This window comes from Bacillus infantis (assembly GCF_008180445.1).
Lineage (GTDB): Bacteria > Bacillota > Bacilli > Bacillales > Cytobacillaceae > Bacillus_AB > Bacillus_AB infantis_B.
The window spans coordinates 87,027-103,084 of the sequence record NZ_VTER01000011.1 but is presented as its reverse complement, the minus strand read 5'-3'; the positions used below and the strand labels follow the sequence as shown (position 1 = coordinate 103,084).

The following is a 16,058-nucleotide window of genomic DNA, read 5'->3' as shown; positions in this document are numbered from 1 at the left end:
TACATAATTTTTTAAATATTTAAAATGCAAAGCATAAAGTAAAGGAGCAGGCTGTGAGCCTGCTCCTTTGTAGCCATATTATTTATTTTTCGATTAGCGTTGGAAACCTCCAAGCTGTTGTTCAGCCATTTGAACTAAACGCTTAGTGATTTCTCCTCCTACTGAACCGTTAGCGCGTGAAGTTGTTTCAGCGCCAAGGTTAACACCAAATTCAGTAGCGATTTCGTATTTCATTGAGTCAAGAGCTTGCTGTACGCCAGGTACTAGAAGCTGGTTAGAGTTGTTGCTGCTTGCCATGTGATCTCACCTCCTTGTGAGTTTAGAATGTGTAGAATCACATGGCTTCATACAAATAATAATTGGTAATGTTTTCATCACCCGTCCGATTTTTCATTCTTTCTAGAAAAGATCGTCCTCACTGCCGCTGACGGCTTCATACGGCTTGATGTGAATAGTTTCAATATGCTCCACAGCTTTTGCAATAAGCGCATCAAAATCAACAAAACTTTCATAATATGCTGCTTTATCAAGCTTAGGCTTCGTTTTTGGAGAAGCCGGGACAAATACGGTGCAGCAGTCATCATATGGCAGGATGGATATATCATGGGTGTCAATTTTCTGTGCAACCTCAATAATATCGGTCTTGTCCATTGTGATCAGCGGGCGCAGTACCGGCGTGCTTGTCACTTCATTGATGGCGTACATGCTGTCCAGTGTCTGGCTTGCAACCTGCCCGAGGCTTTCACCGGTTATGACTGCGAGCCCTCCATGCTTTTCCCGGACGAGATCCGTAATTTTAAGCATCAGCCTTCTCGTGGTTGTCATCGTATAATTTTCAGGCACCTGCTTTTGGATGAGCTGCTGGATTTCCGTAAAAGGAACAATATGAAGAACCATTTGGCCTGTATAACCCGCCAGCTTTTCAGCCAGGTCAACCACCTTTTGCTTCGACCTTTCGCTGGTGAAAGGAGGGCTGTAGAAATGGACAGCTTCTACATCAAGCCCTCTTTTCATGGATAAATAGCCTGCGACGGGGCTGTCTATGCCGCCTGACAGCATGAGCATCGCCTTGCCGCCTGAGCCTGCCGGCATCCCTCCGGCTCCCTGGATATTTTCGCATGAGAGATAGGCGGCTTCCGGCCTTATCTCAGCCTGGAGATTGATATCAGGCTTTTTCACATCCACTTTCAAGCCTTCCATATTCTTCAGGATATGTGAGCCAAGAGCATGGTTCAGTTCTCCGGTGTCAAGGTGAAAGCTTTTATCCGCTCTCCGCGCCGATACCTTGAAGGTATCTCCATCCTTGTATACCCGTTTTAAAAGTGCCAGGGCAGCTTCCTTGATTTTTTCTATATCCTTTTCAGCTTTCACAGCAGGACTGAAGGATTGGATGCCAAAGACCCCTTTGAGCTTCTCGATGATCTCGTCCCCATTTTCACCGTTAAGCTGGATGAACATCCGGTCCCTCTGGCCCTCGATCCTGATGGCTGGGTAGCTGTGCAGAACTTTCTTAATGCTTCTTTTCAGCTTCTCGACAAATTTCCCCCTGTTTCGGCCTTTTGTTGAAATTTCTCCATAGCGGATTAATATGCGGTCATAATTCATTTATTTCATTACCTTCCTTAGCTTTTTCGCTGTTTCTTCAATTGCCTGCAGCACAGCTTCTGCTTCCTCTGCTGTATTATCATAAGAAAGGCTGATCCTGATGCTGCTTGCCGCAGCCTCCTCAGGAATGCCCATTGCCAGCAGTGTCTTGCTGACTGCTTTCTTCTTCGAGGAACAGGCGCTGGTGGTGGAGACATATATATTTTTTTCCTCAAGGCTATGCACCAATACTTCTGCCTTCAAGCCTTGTGCAGAAAAATTGAGAATGTGCGGGGCCGAGCCTTCAAGCGGTGTATGGACAGAGATCCCTTCAATGGATTCCAGTCCTTCCCTCAGCAAACATTTAATCCTATTAAGCGGCCCCAGTCCGTTCCTGTGCCTCTCAAGGCTGATCCTGAGCGCCTTGGCCATACTGACAATCCCTGGAACATTCTCTGTTCCGCTCCGCTGGTTCCATTCCTGGCTTCCGCCTGAAAATAGCGGCGAAAGCTTGACGCCTTCCCTGATGTAAAGGACACCCGTGCCCTTTAAACCGTGGAATTTATGGGCAGAAATGGTGCAAAGGTCTATTTCATTTTCTTGAAAATCAAGCGGCACCTTTGCAATTCCCTGTACATGATCCACATGGAAAAGCACTTTCGAATAAGGCTTGAGCATTTTGCCGATTTCAGCAATCGGCTGGATGGTGCCAACCTCATTATTAACATGGATGACACTCACAAGAATTGTATCATGGCATAAGGCAGCCTCAATGTCCTTCGGCCTAATTCTCCCATCCTCGTCTACAGGAATATACGTAACGCGGAAACCGAGCTCTTTCAGCTGTTCAAAGGCTTCTGCCACTGATGAATGCTCTGATTCAGTCGTAATAAGATGGCGCCCCCTGCCTTTATGCATCATGGCAGTCCCTTTTACAGCCAGATTATTGCCTTCGGTTCCGCCCGAAGTAAAGAAGATTTCCTTCTGGCCGGCTCCCAGGAGCTCGGCAACCTGCAGCCTGGCCTGTGACAGGAGCTTTTCTGCCCTGCCGCCGATTCCATGCAAAGACGAGGGATTGCCAAAGTAATCTAAGGCCACCTTATTAAATGAATCCAGCACTTCTTTATATGGTTTAGTTGTTGCACTATTATCAAAGTAAATCATGGGTCTTCCCCTTCCTTGAAAAACCGTTTAGCCAATAGTAAATCTTATCATACTGGGACAATGTTTTCACCTGCATAATCTTTTAGTTTTCTTCGGAAGCGAAAAGCAGAACAGAGGCAGTGATAAAAGCCTGAATATTTTGACTATCATTCCTTTCGACAAATTTCTCACTTCCTGTGTTAGTATGTTAAATGTTCTAAACATTTCGATAGACAGTCATGGAGGTTTGTATGAATAATAAGAGCCTATCCAGCAGGGAAATAATCGCAATAGGACTGATGCTTTTCGCTCTTTTCTTTGGGGCAGGGAATATGATTTTCCCTCCATATCTCGGGCAGGAATCGGGTGCCAGCATGGGAAAAGCCATCATTGGATTTCTCATAACCGGTGTCGGCCTCCCGCTTCTGGGAGTCATCAGCATAGCCAAAGCCGGAGATCTCCGGACGCTTGCTGGAAGAGTCCACCCTTTATTCGGGGCTGCCTTTACATTGCTTTTGTATCTGGCCATCGGCCCGCTATTCGGGATTCCGCGGACCGGAACCGTTGCCTACGAAATTGGCATCACTCCGTTTTTGCCTGATGCCGTTTCTAAATATGGGATGATGCTGCTTTTTTATACCATAATCTTTTTTTCCGTCACAGCTTGGCTTTCGATGAACCCGTCTAAGCTTGTGGACCGGATCGGAAAATTATTTACTCCGATTCTCCTTGCCATATTGTCCATTCTGGCTGTAAAAAGTATAATCACCCCTTTAGGGGAGCCTATGGCCCCAAAAGGCGCATATGCCGAGACGCCTTTCTTTAAAGGATTTATCGAAGGCTATTTGACCATGGATGCAATCGCCGCCCTTGTTTTTGGCATAGTTGTGATTGGTTCAATAAAAGAAAAAGGGATCAGCAGCTCAAAACAGATTGCAAAAATATGCATCTATTCCGGACTGATTGCTGCCGCTGCCCTTATGCTTGTTTACCTTTCGCTCGCATACATCGGGGCATCCGGTGAAGAATCTATCGGATTCCAGGATAACGGGGGAGCTCTTCTTTCCGCCGCTGCTTCACATCTTTTCGGATCTTTTGGGGCTGTCATCCTTGGGCTGGCCATTACTTTTGCCTGTCTTACCACTTCTATTGGACTCGTCTCATCCTGTGCACAATATTTTTCAAAAGTTGTGCCAGGCATATCTTACAGGTCCTTTGTGCTGATTTTATCCTTATTCAGCATGATGATCGCCAATATCGGCTTGACACAGCTCATTTCTGTATCTTTGCCAATGCTCACGATGATCTATCCGCCCGCAATCGTACTGGTATTGCTTTCTTTTCTGCATCATGCCTTTGGCGGCTCCAGAGCTGTATATGCAGGAGCCCTGATACCGGCGGGGCTGATCAGCACCATTGATGCCATAAAGGCAGCCGGGGCAGATACCCGGATTTTCTCAGACATGCTGGGATTCCTTCCTCTCTATACAGAAGGACTCGGCTGGGTCATTCCAGCCGTTGCCGGGGCCCTGCTCGGCCTGCTCATTGCCGGAAGGGGCAGAAAGACAGCAGAATAGCCTGGCCCATTATTTCCCTTAAAATAAAAAACCAGATCTGCCAAAGCAGATCTGGTTTTTTATGCATTTTCTTTTTCGCCGATCATTTCTTCTATTCTTTTCAATGCTCCTGGCTCAATCTCTTCAATAGATGAAGCTGCCTGCTCCAATGCCTCTTTATAATTGTAGTTCCTGAATGAATCCTCCGCTTCCCTCAGTGCTTTAGCGATGGAAGGATATTTGCTGCGGTACCTGTTTCCATACTGGATGACCTTTTCAGCCAGCTGGACGGTTTCAATCATTTCAGCCGTGCTGTCTGCAGCTTTATCAACTGTCATGACCGCTATTTCCAGATACTGCTGGACAGCAGGTATATCAAGGGGCTTCTCATCAAGCTTATCAATGACATTTTGAATGCTTTCCTTCGTATCTTCCATTAAATACCTGTAGTTTTGTGACAGCCCCGGTATATTGCTCTTTGATACGAGCCTGATGGTTTCAGACAGCTTTTTGCTGATTTCCTTTACCTTCTCCCGTGCCGTGAGCTCGTCCTTCCTTAAGGCCTGCAGCTTTTCGGCAAAATGCACCTGCTCTTCTGACAATGCTTCCAGTTCATTTTTAATATATTCCAATTCTTCACCCAGAACTGAATGGGCAGAGCTTTGATTGCTGATTTTATGCTCAAGTATTTCGAAGCGTTTGAAGAGCTTGGTCAGCTTCGTTTCCAGCAGGCTGTGTGTTTCCTCGTCCTTTTCCTGGAGATGGTAGCTTTGCTGTACGATGCCGAGCTCTTTCTTCAGCATAAAGTTCGCATCTTTGGCATTGTACAATTCAGTACGGACCTTTTCATCATGCGATTGGATGAACTTCCTCGCATACACTTCTTTTTCAAGCAGATCATAGAGTGCATCGATTCTCTGCTTGATATCCTCAAGCCCCTTATGAGCTTCACCGGTCTCTCCGCGCTCAATCATGGCAAGATATTCTGCAGCCTCTTTTTCTAATGACTCAGTTTCCTTGTCCACTTCTACATGTTCAAGAATATATCCCTGCTGCTCCATTTCACGGAAGCCTTCTCTCACCTCGAGAAGCTGGGATGGGATGTTGGACCCGGCATCCACCAGCAAATCGGGGATTGCTTCCATTTTCTTTTGGATGCTGTCCAGCTGGGTCTGGATAGTCAGGACGATTTCCCTGGCCTGAAGATAGTCGCCGTTTGCTGTCCGGTCCTCAAAGTCCTGGAACTTCGCAAAAACTTCATCAAGCTGGATGCCCAGGATGGTTTCAGCCTTTCCATAGGTATGCCGGTGGGCGAGCAGCGCCTTTTTGCATTCCCTGTACAGATCTTTGAGTCCGTCGATCTCGGTGCGGTTCTTTTCTTCGCTTCCGACCAGCTCATTGATTTCAGCAAGCAGGGATTTGATTTTATCCTCTATGCCTGCAAGGCTTTCCTCGATTGCCTGCTGAACTTCCTTTGCCTTCTTAAAGCGGTAGCGGTCGATATATTCCTCAGCATCAAACAGCAGCTCCTCCACTCCAGGAAGCTGCCCGGTAACGATATCGTCCCACTCATTCCTCCAGCGTTCGAACAGCTCCTCTGTCTGGCCCGTCATATTCAGCTGCTTCACTTTGGACATTTCATCGAGGACCGGCCTGTCCGTTATGTCCATTTTCCAGCCTTCCAGCCGGTCTATTTCTTTATAATATTTCTTTTTCATTAGATAACCCGTCAGAAATAGTGCAATCACGATCACTATTCCTCCAATTATGTACTCCATTGAAAGCCCCCTGTTCTGCTGCCGAGCTGATAACTGATAGATATATGTAAAAAAAACTTGAAATATGCAATTCAATGTTTTTATGATACCATGTAAACGACAATTTTTGACTATTAATTTAATTTTTTTTGAGAGAAACTTGCTATTATAACCCGCTTGCCGTTTTTGTGCAAAACCCGGGATTCAGAATTGACAGTTCCAGTGCTCCCATATTGAAGCATGAAGCTTGTTTTCCCTCCAGAAAACTGGAACCTGACGTTTTTTAGCCCGCCACCTTTAATTGAACAATACGTTTTGCCGCATTACAAATAATTCGCATTTTTAAATTTCGACAGAATGGAGCGATGCCCTATGCTAAGGGATGGACATATACATACACCTTTTTGCCCCCATGGTTCGAAGGATGCTTTTGAAGAGTATATCGACAGGGCCCTTTCGCTCGGTTTTGCAGAACTGACCTTCACTGAACATGCCCCGCTCCCCGATGGGTTCACAGACACAGCACCTGCACGGGACAGCGCCATGCAGGCAGATGATCTTGAAGCCTACTTCGAGGAAATCAGCCGTGTAAAAGCTCTCTACAAAAATAAAATCAAGATCAACGCAGGGCTTGAAGTGGATTTTTTAGAGGGTTTTGAAAAAGAAACAGGCGGCTTCCTCTCAAAGGTCGGGCACCTTCTGGATGACAGCATCCTTTCGGTCCACTTTTTGTATTATGACGGGCAATATGACTGTGCAGATTACAGCCCGGACGTCTTCTGTTCCATGATCAGCCGATACGGCTCCACAGAGGCTGTTTATAGAAAATATTACGAAACGGTCAGAAGGTCGATATCCGCTGACCTGGGTCCATATAAGCCAAAGAGGATCGGCCATATTTCACTGATCCATAAATTCCAAAAAAAATATCCTGCCGGCTTTGAAGACAAACAGGAGATTTCAGATATCCTTCAGTTGATGAAACTCCACGGATACGCACTGGACTGCAACGGGGCCGGCACCGCAAAACCGCTCTGCCGGGAGCCTTATCCGCCGGAATGGGCAGCTTCGATGGCCAAGTCCCTTGGCATTCAGCTCGTCTATGGTTCGGATGCACACCAGGCTAAAGAAATGGGACAGGGTTTCAGCAGTTTCCCCATTGAAGGCTAATTGGCCATGACGACTTCCCTTGCAGCATGCTCCAGGACGGCTCCATCAATCCAATTATAGATTTCAATTAAGTATTTATCTGCGAAATATCTTTCGTTTGGAAAAACGTGAAGCACCTCTGACACATACTGCATATTTAAAAATGGCATCGACAATAGCCCTTTAAACTGGATGATCAAATAACTGGGATGCTGAGAGCGGAATTCCTTCGCTCTCATCCCGATTTCAAATACTTTATTCAGATAATATTTTTCCTTCATCAAATAGGTTGACATGATTTCCCTCACCACCTGGGAATCAAGCGAAACTTCCCTCAGGATAAACCTGGTCAGATGAATATTCCGGCTATGATACATCAGGATATTTTCAGAAATAATCTTCAGGGCAGCTGCTGCCCCCAGGTGCAAGCAGGAAAAACCCTTCTCTATTTCAGCAATATATCCCTCAAAGAATTCCGTGAAACAGTGTTCCAGCAGACCATGTTTATTGTGAAAATAATAGGCGATATTGGCGGCATTCACCTTGGCTTTCGCGGCTATATCACGTATGGATGTGCCGGTGAATCCGTTTGTATTAAAAAGGGAAATCGCTGCAGCAACAATGGCATCTTTCGAATTTTTTTTCATCATCCTACCTCGCTTCTTAAATTCCCATTGGCACAACGCTATATGAATGGATATACAGGGACTGGACAGCAGAAAGTGATCAACCTCGCATATCTGTGCAATTGCCTTTCTTAATTAAACATTCTTTTTATTTTCCGGTTGTCCTTTTAAAAAATATCGACAAAGTCTCCTCTTTTTCACCCGGATTTGATAGAATGAATAATAATTCTCGGAATAGTGGAGGGAAACACGTTGTTTAAAGTCGAAACATACAGCGAAGACCGCAAAAAAAATTACGCATTATTAAATAAACAGCTCCATGCTCTTTTGGAGGGCGAACCAAACCGCATTGCAAACCTGAGCAATGCAGCAGCACTTCTGAATCAATTTCTTGACCGCATTAACTGGGCCGGTTTTTATACCATGGAGGGCGGGGAACTGGTACTCGGTCCTTTCCAGGGACTCCCGGCCTGTGTGAGGATCCCGCTCGGAAAAGGCGTCTGCGGCACTTCTGCCCAGAAGCGCGAGACATTGCGCATTGAGGATGTCCATGCATTCCCGGGGCATATCGCCTGTGATGCAGCATCCCAATCAGAAATTGTAGTTCCCATCATAAAGGATGGAGAAGTATTCGGTGTCCTTGATATTGATTCACCTGAAAAGAACCGTTTTGACGAAATCGACCAGCAGGGCCTCGAAGACTTTGTTGATACACTTGTCAAACATCTATAAAACAGCAGAGAAAAAAAGCCTGTTCCTTTTGGAATCAGGCTTTTTTTCTGCTGTTTTCTTACAGCTTCTGTCCGCCGGCAGATCCGTTAATAGAGTAGCTTACCGTGATACCTGCATTTAAAGACTTTGAGACAGAGCAGTATTTATCCTTTGAAAGCTCGATGGCCCTGACCACTTTATCTTCCGGAAGCTCCCCCTCTAGGGCATAGTGGATGTGGATATCGGTGAACCTTTTCGGATGCTCTTCAGCCCTTGTGCCTTTAATGTCCATATGGAAGGAAACTGGCTCTAGCCGCATCTTTTTCAGGATGGATATAATATCAATTCCGGTGCAGCCTGCCGCAGCACTCAGCAGCAGCTCTGTCGGCCTTGCCCCGGCATTCTCTCCCCCGGCTTCCCCGGATGCATCCATCACAATTTTATGGCCGGAAGGTGCAGCCCCCGCAAACGCCATGTTTCCAGTCCATGTTACCGTCATATCCATGATATATCCTCCTATTGTAAAAAATCTTTCTTTTTATATTCTTCCGGCAGGAGGTCGGGGGCATTCAATTATTTTTGCCGCTGCTCTGTAACGCTCCATTCTTATTCTATTGAAGAAAATGCCTGCTCCAAGTCATCCCGGATATCTTCCCATGCTTCAAGGCCGGCAGACAGCCTGAGCATGGTGTCCGTTATCCCCATTCTCTCCCTCGTTTCCTGCGGGATCACCGAGTGTGTCATGGTAGCAGGATGCTGGATAAGGGTTTCCGCATCTCCCAGGCTTACAGCAATTTTTATGAATTGAAGCTGATTCATGAATTTCTGGGCTGTCTCCTTCGTACCTGTAATTGAAAAAGAAAGGATCCCGCCTCCGCTTTTCATTTGCTTTTGCATGACAGGATAATCTTTATGCTCCGGATCGCCAGGATAATAAACGTCCGTTACTTTTGGGTGGCCCTTTAAATATGCGGCCAGCTTTTCCGCGTTGCTGGTGTGGCGATCCATCCTTACCGGCAAAGTCTTCAGCCCCCTCAAAAGAAGCCAGGCATCAAATGGGGAAATAACACCACCGATATCCTTTTGGGTTGTAAAAGAGATTTCATCCATCAGCTCTTTCCTGCCCGCCGCAATTCCGGCGATCACATCTCCATGCCCGCATATATATTTAGTTGCACTGTGGATGACAATGTCGCAGCCCAATGTCAGCGGATTTTGCAGATACGGCGAGCAGAAGGTATTATCCACTATAACCGGGATCCCCTTTTCCCTGGCAGCCTCCACGGCCACTTTCAAATCGACGAGTTTCATAGTCGGATTGATTGGCGTTTCAATATAAAGACAGGCAGTCTCCGGCCTGATTGCCTCCAGCAGCTGCTCCTTTGATTCCATCAAAGAAAAATCATGATTGATATTGTATTTCTCTTTCATCAGCTGAAGAAGGCCAAAGGTACACCCATAAACTCCCTGTGAGCATAATATATGATCCCCCGCCTTTGTCAGGGCAACCAGCACCGCTGAGACAGCTGCCATCCCCGAGCTGAAGGCCAATGCAGCCTCAGCCTGCTCGAGAGCAGCCATCCTTTCTTCAAGGACAGAAACAGTCGGATTGCCGAGCCGTGAATAGATATATCCTTCTTCCTCTCCAGAAAACCTCCGTTCTCCCTGTTCTGCATGATCGAACACGAACGTGGAGGTTTGAAAAATCGGCGGTGCCAGACTCCCTTTAAACTCACGGGCATCATATCCTTCATGAATCACTTTTGTCTCGAACCGCATATTCTTTTTCTCCATTGTATATCCCCCCTTGATTGAAAGCGTTTACAATATTCTATATTTACAGGATATGTTATTTTTCAGATTTTGCAAAGCAATTTGAGTGCTGAAAGGAAAAGGAAAAAAGACAGGCTTGGCTGGCCTGTCTTTAAGAAATGCTGAATCCTTGGACCACAACCTGGTTTTTTCCGGATTCTTTTGCTGTATACAAAGCTTTATCAGCCCGCTTGAACAGGCGCGAATATGAATCCTCCCTTTCCACATTCCAGTGGGACACCCCGCAGGAAATGGTAACAACGGGATTCGTACTCTCAGAGACCTTCCTGACGATCCGTTCTGCAATTGCAACGCCCGTTTCCAGGGAAATAGAAGGCAGATAAACGGCAAGCTCTTCTCCTCCCCATCTGGCGGCAACATCGGTGCTGCGGATGCTGTTCACAATAATCCCGGCCACCTGGACAATGACTTCATCACCGACCTGATGGCCGTATGTATCATTGACAGATTTAAAATTATCTATATCAACCAGGATAAAAGCACCTTCAGCATCCTCCCTTAAGGACTGATGTATCCTTTCATCCAGATAATTCCGGGAATAAAGCCTGGTCAGGTGGTCAGTGACGACCATCTTTTCAAGCTCCTCTCTCAGCATTGAATTTGTAAGCGCCAAAGTGGAATGGTGGATCAGGGACTGAAGAAGCTTAAATGTCTCAAATGAAAAATGATAAGGATCCCGGTGCAGGATAAGGGCAAATCCTTTCAGTACACCAGACTGGGACATTGGGACCGCCATGACAGATTTGAACTGCTCGGCCAGGGCATCATTCTGGAGGTCAAGCTCGCCAATGAACAGGCTGTCCTTATCCTGCCTGATCTTTTCTTTAATATATTTTATATAGATGCCGGATTCCCTTGTACGGAAGAAAGAAGTGCTTCCTTTTAGAATGCTGACCTGTTCGGATTCTTCAGATAAAAGGACAAAGCCTGCCTCTTCCGCATCAAAGGACTTGATGATTTGTTCAGCCATATAGGTCATTGTTTCCGTCAGCCTAAGATTGGAATTAAGCTGGTGCGAAGTCTCATTTATTAGCTGGAGGTCGGCAATCAGCCTCTTCGACTGGTGATACAGCTGGGCGTTCTCAAGTGCACCGCCTGCCGTATTGGCGAGGATGGAAATGAATTCGACTTCGCTTTCAGGAAAGACCAGTGCATTCGGTGCAATGACCTGGAGCACGCCATACACACCCTGCTTTCCTTTTAGAGGGGCATAAAGGACAGACCTCTTCTCCGAAATCGAATCCTCAAATTGAATGGCGCCTGTGACATATGCCTGCATGGCCGCAATATTCTGACTGTCATATTTAAGATCTTTTAAAGGGAGATCCCCATGGCTGTTATTGTCATGAGACAGCATTAAATAATAGGTAAAGTCAGGATATACTTCCTGAAGGGTTTTAATGATCTCTCCGAGGACAGCATCCATATCCATTGAGGAATGAAACTGCTCTGTAACGCGAAAAAGCTGCTTGTAGCGCTTTTCCCTTGCTGAGATCCCCCCGAGTTCCCTGGCCTTCATAATAAAGGCGGCACAGGCAGCCCCGAGCTCCCTGATGCTTCCTTCATTCAAGGGTTCCGGCAGCCCGTTCAGCTCAAGGTGTCCCAGATCCATTGACCTGGCAGAAAGCGGAATCCGGCAGCACGCGGAATCCCTGAGGCCCGCTTTCCCAGCCGGCTGTCCATCCTGCCCATATCTCACAGCTGAGGAATCTGTACTTCTGACGGTGCCTCCGGAATCCCGATAACAGGCTTCGGAGGCTTCAGCAAACTCTTTGACCGCTTCAAGCATTTGCACAATTAAAGAATCAGACTGAATAAATCCGTCATCTGTATCAATCAGGTCAAAAAAGCGGCTTTTCAGGCACAATATTTTCTGGCTTTTGAGCATTTCCATATTCATCACCCTATTTACCCAGTTCATATAGGCATTCTCATATAAATGCCGTTTTACATCGTCCTGCCGGAGGCAATCCTCAATCCTCCATCAAGCATGATAAGCCATGAAGAATGATCGGCTGTGAGGGCATGGACGCTCTCCGGCCTGCCAGCTTCATTGAAGGCTACTTCATATTGGCCTTCCGTTTCAAGAACGGTATGATTTGAAGTCTTCCTTACTTCAAAAGGTTCGCCATCCGAAGTGATGGTGCCCCGAAGGCCCGGTTTACGGTCCCGCACTTCCAGGTCCCGATCCAGATAAACCCAGTCTCCATCCAACACAGCCCAAAACCCGGCACCGTCACGATCAGCCGCCAATTTCCCAGGGGCATTCTCCAGGAGCGCAGACTTGATCAGGCGAAACTTAAAATCATTGTCTTTTTCTACCTCATAAAGGGCCAGCACATGGTCCTGTTTTTTTTCATCATATAAAACAACCAGGGGGTTGTCTTCGGCATTGCCCTCCCTTATGACCAGGGCAAGAGGGCTCCCCGTCCCGCTTACTGGCTTGAGATACTGGAAGTACATGGCAGCAAGGGCCACGCCAGCAAATGCCAAAGCCAGAAAAAGGCGGACGTGTTTTTCCTTCTTCGTTTCTCTCAATTTCATCAACACTTTTACTAGAATTAATTAAGACTATTATACCACAGGAAAATTCTCCCCGTTATGATATGATAAAAATATTTTCCAGTAAATTGCCCTCTATGCCTGCATAATGAGATAATAAAAATGATGAGGCAGGAGCAATTATTCCAGGAAAAGCAAAACATGCCTTGACATAAACTTTATAAAAATTATATAATATCCTTTGTGTAAAATATCGCAGCAAATGTGACACTTTAGGTGATCATTTTGTTCCTCAATAAGGCACCGCTTCCCATCTCTTTTGAGGCGGAAAGCACGGGTTTGAGCCCAAGACGCCGGTAAGCATGGCGTTTTAGCCTTTTATTCGAAGGGGTACTGTGTAACCCGCTGCTGCTAGGGCGAAGGTACATGAAAACAAAATGAGCTTAATGATCGTACGCATCTGTTTTTATTTTACAACAAAATAAAAACACAAGGAGGAGTCATTCATGGCTCGTTATACAGGTCCAAGCTGGAAACTATCCCGCCGTCTTGGAATTTCTCTAAGCGGAACTGGTAAAGAATTAGAAAAGCGTCCTTACGCTCCAGGACAACATGGTCCAAACCAGCGCAAAAAAATTTCTGAGTACGGTTTACAATTACAGGAAAAACAGAAACTTCGCCACATGTACGGAGTTACTGAGCGTCAATTCCGCAACCTATTCGACAAGGCCGGCAAAATGGCTGGTAAGCACGGTGAAAACTTCATGGTTCTTTTAGAATCACGTCTTGACAACGTTGTTTACCGTTTAGGTTTAGCTCGTACTCGCCGTCAAGCTCGTCAGCTTGTAAACCACGGCCACATCATCGTTGACGGAGGACGCGTTGATATTCCTTCATACCGCGTTCAGCCTGGTCAAACGATCACATTGCGTGAAAAGTCACGCGGTCTTGACATCGTTAAAGAAGCAATCGAAGTAAACAACTTCGTTCCTGACTTCTTGACTTTCGATGCTGACAAATTGGAAGGTTCATTCACTCGTATGCCTGAGCGTTCTGAACTTCCTGCTGAAATCAACGAAGCTCTTATCGTTGAATTCTACTCTCGTTAATCGGGAAAAGCACAAGAAAGCACCTGCCTTATGGCAGGTGTTTTCTTTTTGCCATCTAAACAGAAAGGTCCGCCTCCTGCTGGAAGCGGACCTTTCTGCCGTTTAATATCTGATAAGGAAGTATTTCTTTTTGCCGCGGCGGATGATTGTGAACTGGCCTTCAATACGGTCTTTTTCTGTAAGTTCATAGTCTGTTGCTGTAATTCTTTCCCCATTTACATAGACAGCTCCGTTGGATACATCTTCCCGGGCCTGCCGCTTGGATGGAGAAATCTTTGCAGCCGTCAGCAAATCGACGATGCCATTCTCTTCGCCTGTCGGCTCAAAGGATGGCACATCCTTGAAGCCTTGGGTGATTTCTGATGCTGTAAGGTTTTTGACATCACCGCTGAACAGGGCGGCAGAGATTTTGATTGCCTGTTCAAGCGCTGCTTCACCATGGATCAGCTTTGTCATCTCTTCTGCAAGCGCCTTTTGCGCTTTGCGGAGATGAGCTTCCTCAGCAAGCGAGTTCTCAAGCGCCTCTATTTCTTCCTTTGAAAGGAAAGTGAAGTACTTCAGGTATTTGATGACATCGGCATCAGCGGTATTGATCCAGAACTGATAGAACTCATATGGAGAAGTCTTTTCAGGATCCAGCCAGATTGCCCCGCTTTCCGTTTTGCCGAATTTAGTGCCATCTGCCTTTGTTACAAGCGGAATCGTAACACCATAGCCTTTGGCACCTTCAGGCATCATCTTGCGGATGAGCTCAAGCCCTGTCGTGATATTGCCCCACTGGTCACTTCCGCCGATCTGCATTTTGCAGTTATGCTTCTCATAAAGATGAAGGAAATCCATTGCCTGCAGGATGGTATAAGTAAACTCCGTAAAAGAAATACCCGTATCAAGACGTGAAGCAATAGTATCCTTTGCGAGCATATAATTGACACCGACATGCTTTCCATAATCCCTCAGGAATGTAACAATGTCCATGGAGCCCGCCCAGTCATAGTTGTTGACCATAAGGGCACCGTTCTCACCCTCGAAGCTGAAGATTTTCTTCAGCTGCTGCTGGATGCTGCTGACATTATGCTGGATGGCTTCCAGCGTCTGCAGTTTGCGCTCCTCGCTCTTTCCGCTTGGATCTCCAATAAGTCCTGTGGCACCGCCGACAAGCACAATCGGCCTGTGGCCTTCATTCTGAAAACGGCGCAATGTCAAAAACGGCAGCAGATGGCCGATATGCATGCTGTCAGCCGTCGGGTCAATCCCGCAGTATAGCGAAATCTTCTCTTTTTTCAGCAGCTCTTCTGTTCCCTCTTCATCTGTCTGCTGGTAAACAATGCCTCTCCATTTTAAATCCTCAAGCAAACTCATCATTCTTCCTCCATTCATTTCTTTAAACGCCGGCAGCCTCCGTAGGAAAAAAACAAAAAAGCGCCCCTGCAAATATGCAGGGACGCTTAACAGCGCGGTACCACCCAAATTGAGGACACAGCTGTCCTCCGCTCTTTTCCTGATAACGGTTCAACCGTCCATTGCTACTACTGCATACGCAGATTCACAACAGAAGCTCCGGGAGGTAATTCATCCTTCTGCATGCACCGGCTCACAGCAACCGCCGGCTTTCTGAAACAGAGACAGAAGCACTACTCATTCCCATCAAAGCAGCTATTCAAATACATAAGATAATACAAAAGTTTTACCATAAAGAAAGGGGGTGTGTCAAATCGAAATGCGGAAAAGCCTTGTTCAGCCCCGACAAGCATAAGACGAGCAGGACGGAAGGTTGTTCTTTAACCTTCTGGCCTGATTGGCTTATGACTCGAGGGGCTAGGCTTTGGAGCTGGACAAATCGAAATGCGCAGGCGGCTGTTCAATAAAGGAGCGCAGACCAAGAACGCCACGTCCTGTGGCAACGTCTGCATGACCCGCGTCCTGCGGGCCCAGCATAAGACGCGCAAGAATAAAAGGCGCTCTTTGCCTTTAATTCTTGCGTGGCTTATGACTCGAGGCTCTAGCCGCCGGAGCTGGACAAATCGAAATGCGGAAGCGGCTTGCTCAATAAAGGAACGCAGACTAAGAACGCCACGTCCTGTGGCAACG

General features: G+C 46.6%; 14 protein-coding genes and 1 other annotated feature. Of the genes, 4 read left to right on the top strand and 10 right to left on the bottom strand.

Going from position 1 to position 16,058, the window contains the following annotated elements; genetic code table 11:
• Nucleotides 1–93: 93 nt before the first annotated feature.
• The 3 genes from FZD51_RS19935 to FZD51_RS19925 form a co-directional block, all read right to left on the bottom strand.
• On the bottom strand, nt 94–297 hold the full coding sequence (locus tag FZD51_RS19935; RefSeq protein ID WP_009795341.1) for an alpha/beta-type small acid-soluble spore protein: 204 nt from the start codon (nt 295–297) through the stop codon (nt 94–96).
• 102 nt (nt 298–399) lie between these two features.
• Nucleotides 400–1,605: a tRNA uracil 4-sulfurtransferase ThiI gene (gene thiI, locus FZD51_RS19930; RefSeq protein ID WP_148976366.1), complete on the bottom strand. Its 1,206-nt coding sequence runs from the start codon at nt 1,603–1,605 to the stop codon at nt 400–402.
• On the bottom strand, nt 1,606–2,748 hold the full coding sequence (locus FZD51_RS19925) for a cysteine desulfurase family protein (protein WP_148976365.1): 1,143 nt from the start codon (nt 2,746–2,748) through the stop codon (nt 1,606–1,608).
• A gap of 230 nt (nt 2,749–2,978) precedes the next feature.
• On the opposite strand from FZD51_RS19925, the gene brnQ reads away from it, so the two are divergent.
• A complete protein-coding gene (gene brnQ / locus FZD51_RS19920; RefSeq protein WP_148976364.1) occupies nt 2,979–4,304 on the top strand; it encodes a branched-chain amino acid transport system II carrier protein in 1,326 nt (441 codons plus the stop codon).
• Nucleotides 4,305–4,363: 59 nt separating this feature from the next.
• On the opposite strand, the gene ezrA is transcribed toward brnQ, so the two are convergent.
• Complete coding sequence (ezrA, locus tag FZD51_RS19915) at nt 4,364–6,061, bottom strand: septation ring formation regulator EzrA (protein ID WP_148976363.1); 1,698 nt, start codon at nt 6,059–6,061, stop codon at nt 4,364–4,366.
• Nucleotides 6,062–6,412: 351 nt separating this feature from the next.
• Between ezrA and hisJ the strand changes: the two genes are divergently transcribed.
• Nucleotides 6,413–7,210, top strand: coding sequence for a histidinol-phosphatase HisJ (hisJ, locus tag FZD51_RS19910; protein WP_148976362.1), 798 nt, complete (start codon nt 6,413–6,415; stop codon nt 7,208–7,210).
• Here the strand turns inward: hisJ and refZ are convergent.
• Entirely contained in the window at nt 7,207–7,836 is a 630-nt protein-coding gene (gene refZ, locus FZD51_RS19905) for a forespore capture DNA-binding protein RefZ (RefSeq protein WP_035403253.1), read from the bottom strand. The two genes, hisJ and refZ, sit on opposite strands and share 4 nt — an antisense overlap.
• A gap of 231 nt (nt 7,837–8,067) precedes the next feature.
• Between refZ and FZD51_RS19900 the strand changes: the two genes are divergently transcribed.
• The gene (locus tag FZD51_RS19900) at nt 8,068–8,547 is read left to right on the top strand and encodes a GAF domain-containing protein (RefSeq protein WP_009795348.1); all 480 of its coding nucleotides are present in this window, start codon (nt 8,068–8,070) and stop codon (nt 8,545–8,547) included.
• 58 nt (nt 8,548–8,605) lie between these two features.
• On the opposite strand, the gene FZD51_RS19895 is transcribed toward FZD51_RS19900, so the two are convergent.
• The 4 genes from FZD51_RS19895 to FZD51_RS19880 all read right to left on the bottom strand — a co-directional run bounded on the left by FZD51_RS19895 (nt 8,606) and on the right by FZD51_RS19880 (nt 12,897).
• Nucleotides 8,606–9,031 (bottom strand): OsmC family protein, encoded by a 426-nt coding sequence (locus FZD51_RS19895; protein WP_148976361.1) that lies wholly within the window; start codon nt 9,029–9,031, stop codon nt 8,606–8,608.
• A 101-nt stretch (nt 9,032–9,132) separates the two neighbouring features.
• Complete coding sequence (gene megL, locus FZD51_RS19890; RefSeq protein ID WP_148976360.1) at nt 9,133–10,320, bottom strand: methionine gamma-lyase; 1,188 nt, start codon at nt 10,318–10,320, stop codon at nt 9,133–9,135.
• A gap of 130 nt (nt 10,321–10,450) precedes the next feature.
• The gene (locus FZD51_RS19885; protein WP_148976359.1) at nt 10,451–12,253 is read right to left on the bottom strand and encodes a sensor domain-containing diguanylate cyclase; all 1,803 of its coding nucleotides are present in this window, start codon (nt 12,251–12,253) and stop codon (nt 10,451–10,453) included.
• Between the two features lie 53 nt (nt 12,254–12,306).
• On the bottom strand, nt 12,307–12,897 hold the full coding sequence (locus FZD51_RS19880; RefSeq protein ID WP_148976358.1) for a hypothetical protein: 591 nt from the start codon (nt 12,895–12,897) through the stop codon (nt 12,307–12,309).
• Between the two features lie 470 nt (nt 12,898–13,367).
• Here FZD51_RS19880 and rpsD point away from each other — a divergent pair, with 470 nt between their 5' ends.
• Complete coding sequence (gene rpsD, locus FZD51_RS19875; protein ID WP_148976357.1) at nt 13,368–13,970, top strand: 30S ribosomal protein S4; 603 nt, start codon at nt 13,368–13,370, stop codon at nt 13,968–13,970.
• A gap of 102 nt (nt 13,971–14,072) precedes the next feature.
• Here rpsD and tyrS read toward each other — a convergent pair whose 3' ends face one another.
• Nucleotides 14,073–15,329 (bottom strand): tyrosine--tRNA ligase, encoded by a 1,257-nt coding sequence (gene tyrS, locus FZD51_RS19870; RefSeq protein ID WP_148976459.1) that lies wholly within the window; start codon nt 15,327–15,329, stop codon nt 14,073–14,075.
• A 75-nt stretch (nt 15,330–15,404) separates the two neighbouring features.
• Nucleotides 15,405–15,627: a binding site (T-box leader), on the bottom strand.
• Nucleotides 15,628–16,058: the final 431 nt, after the last annotated feature.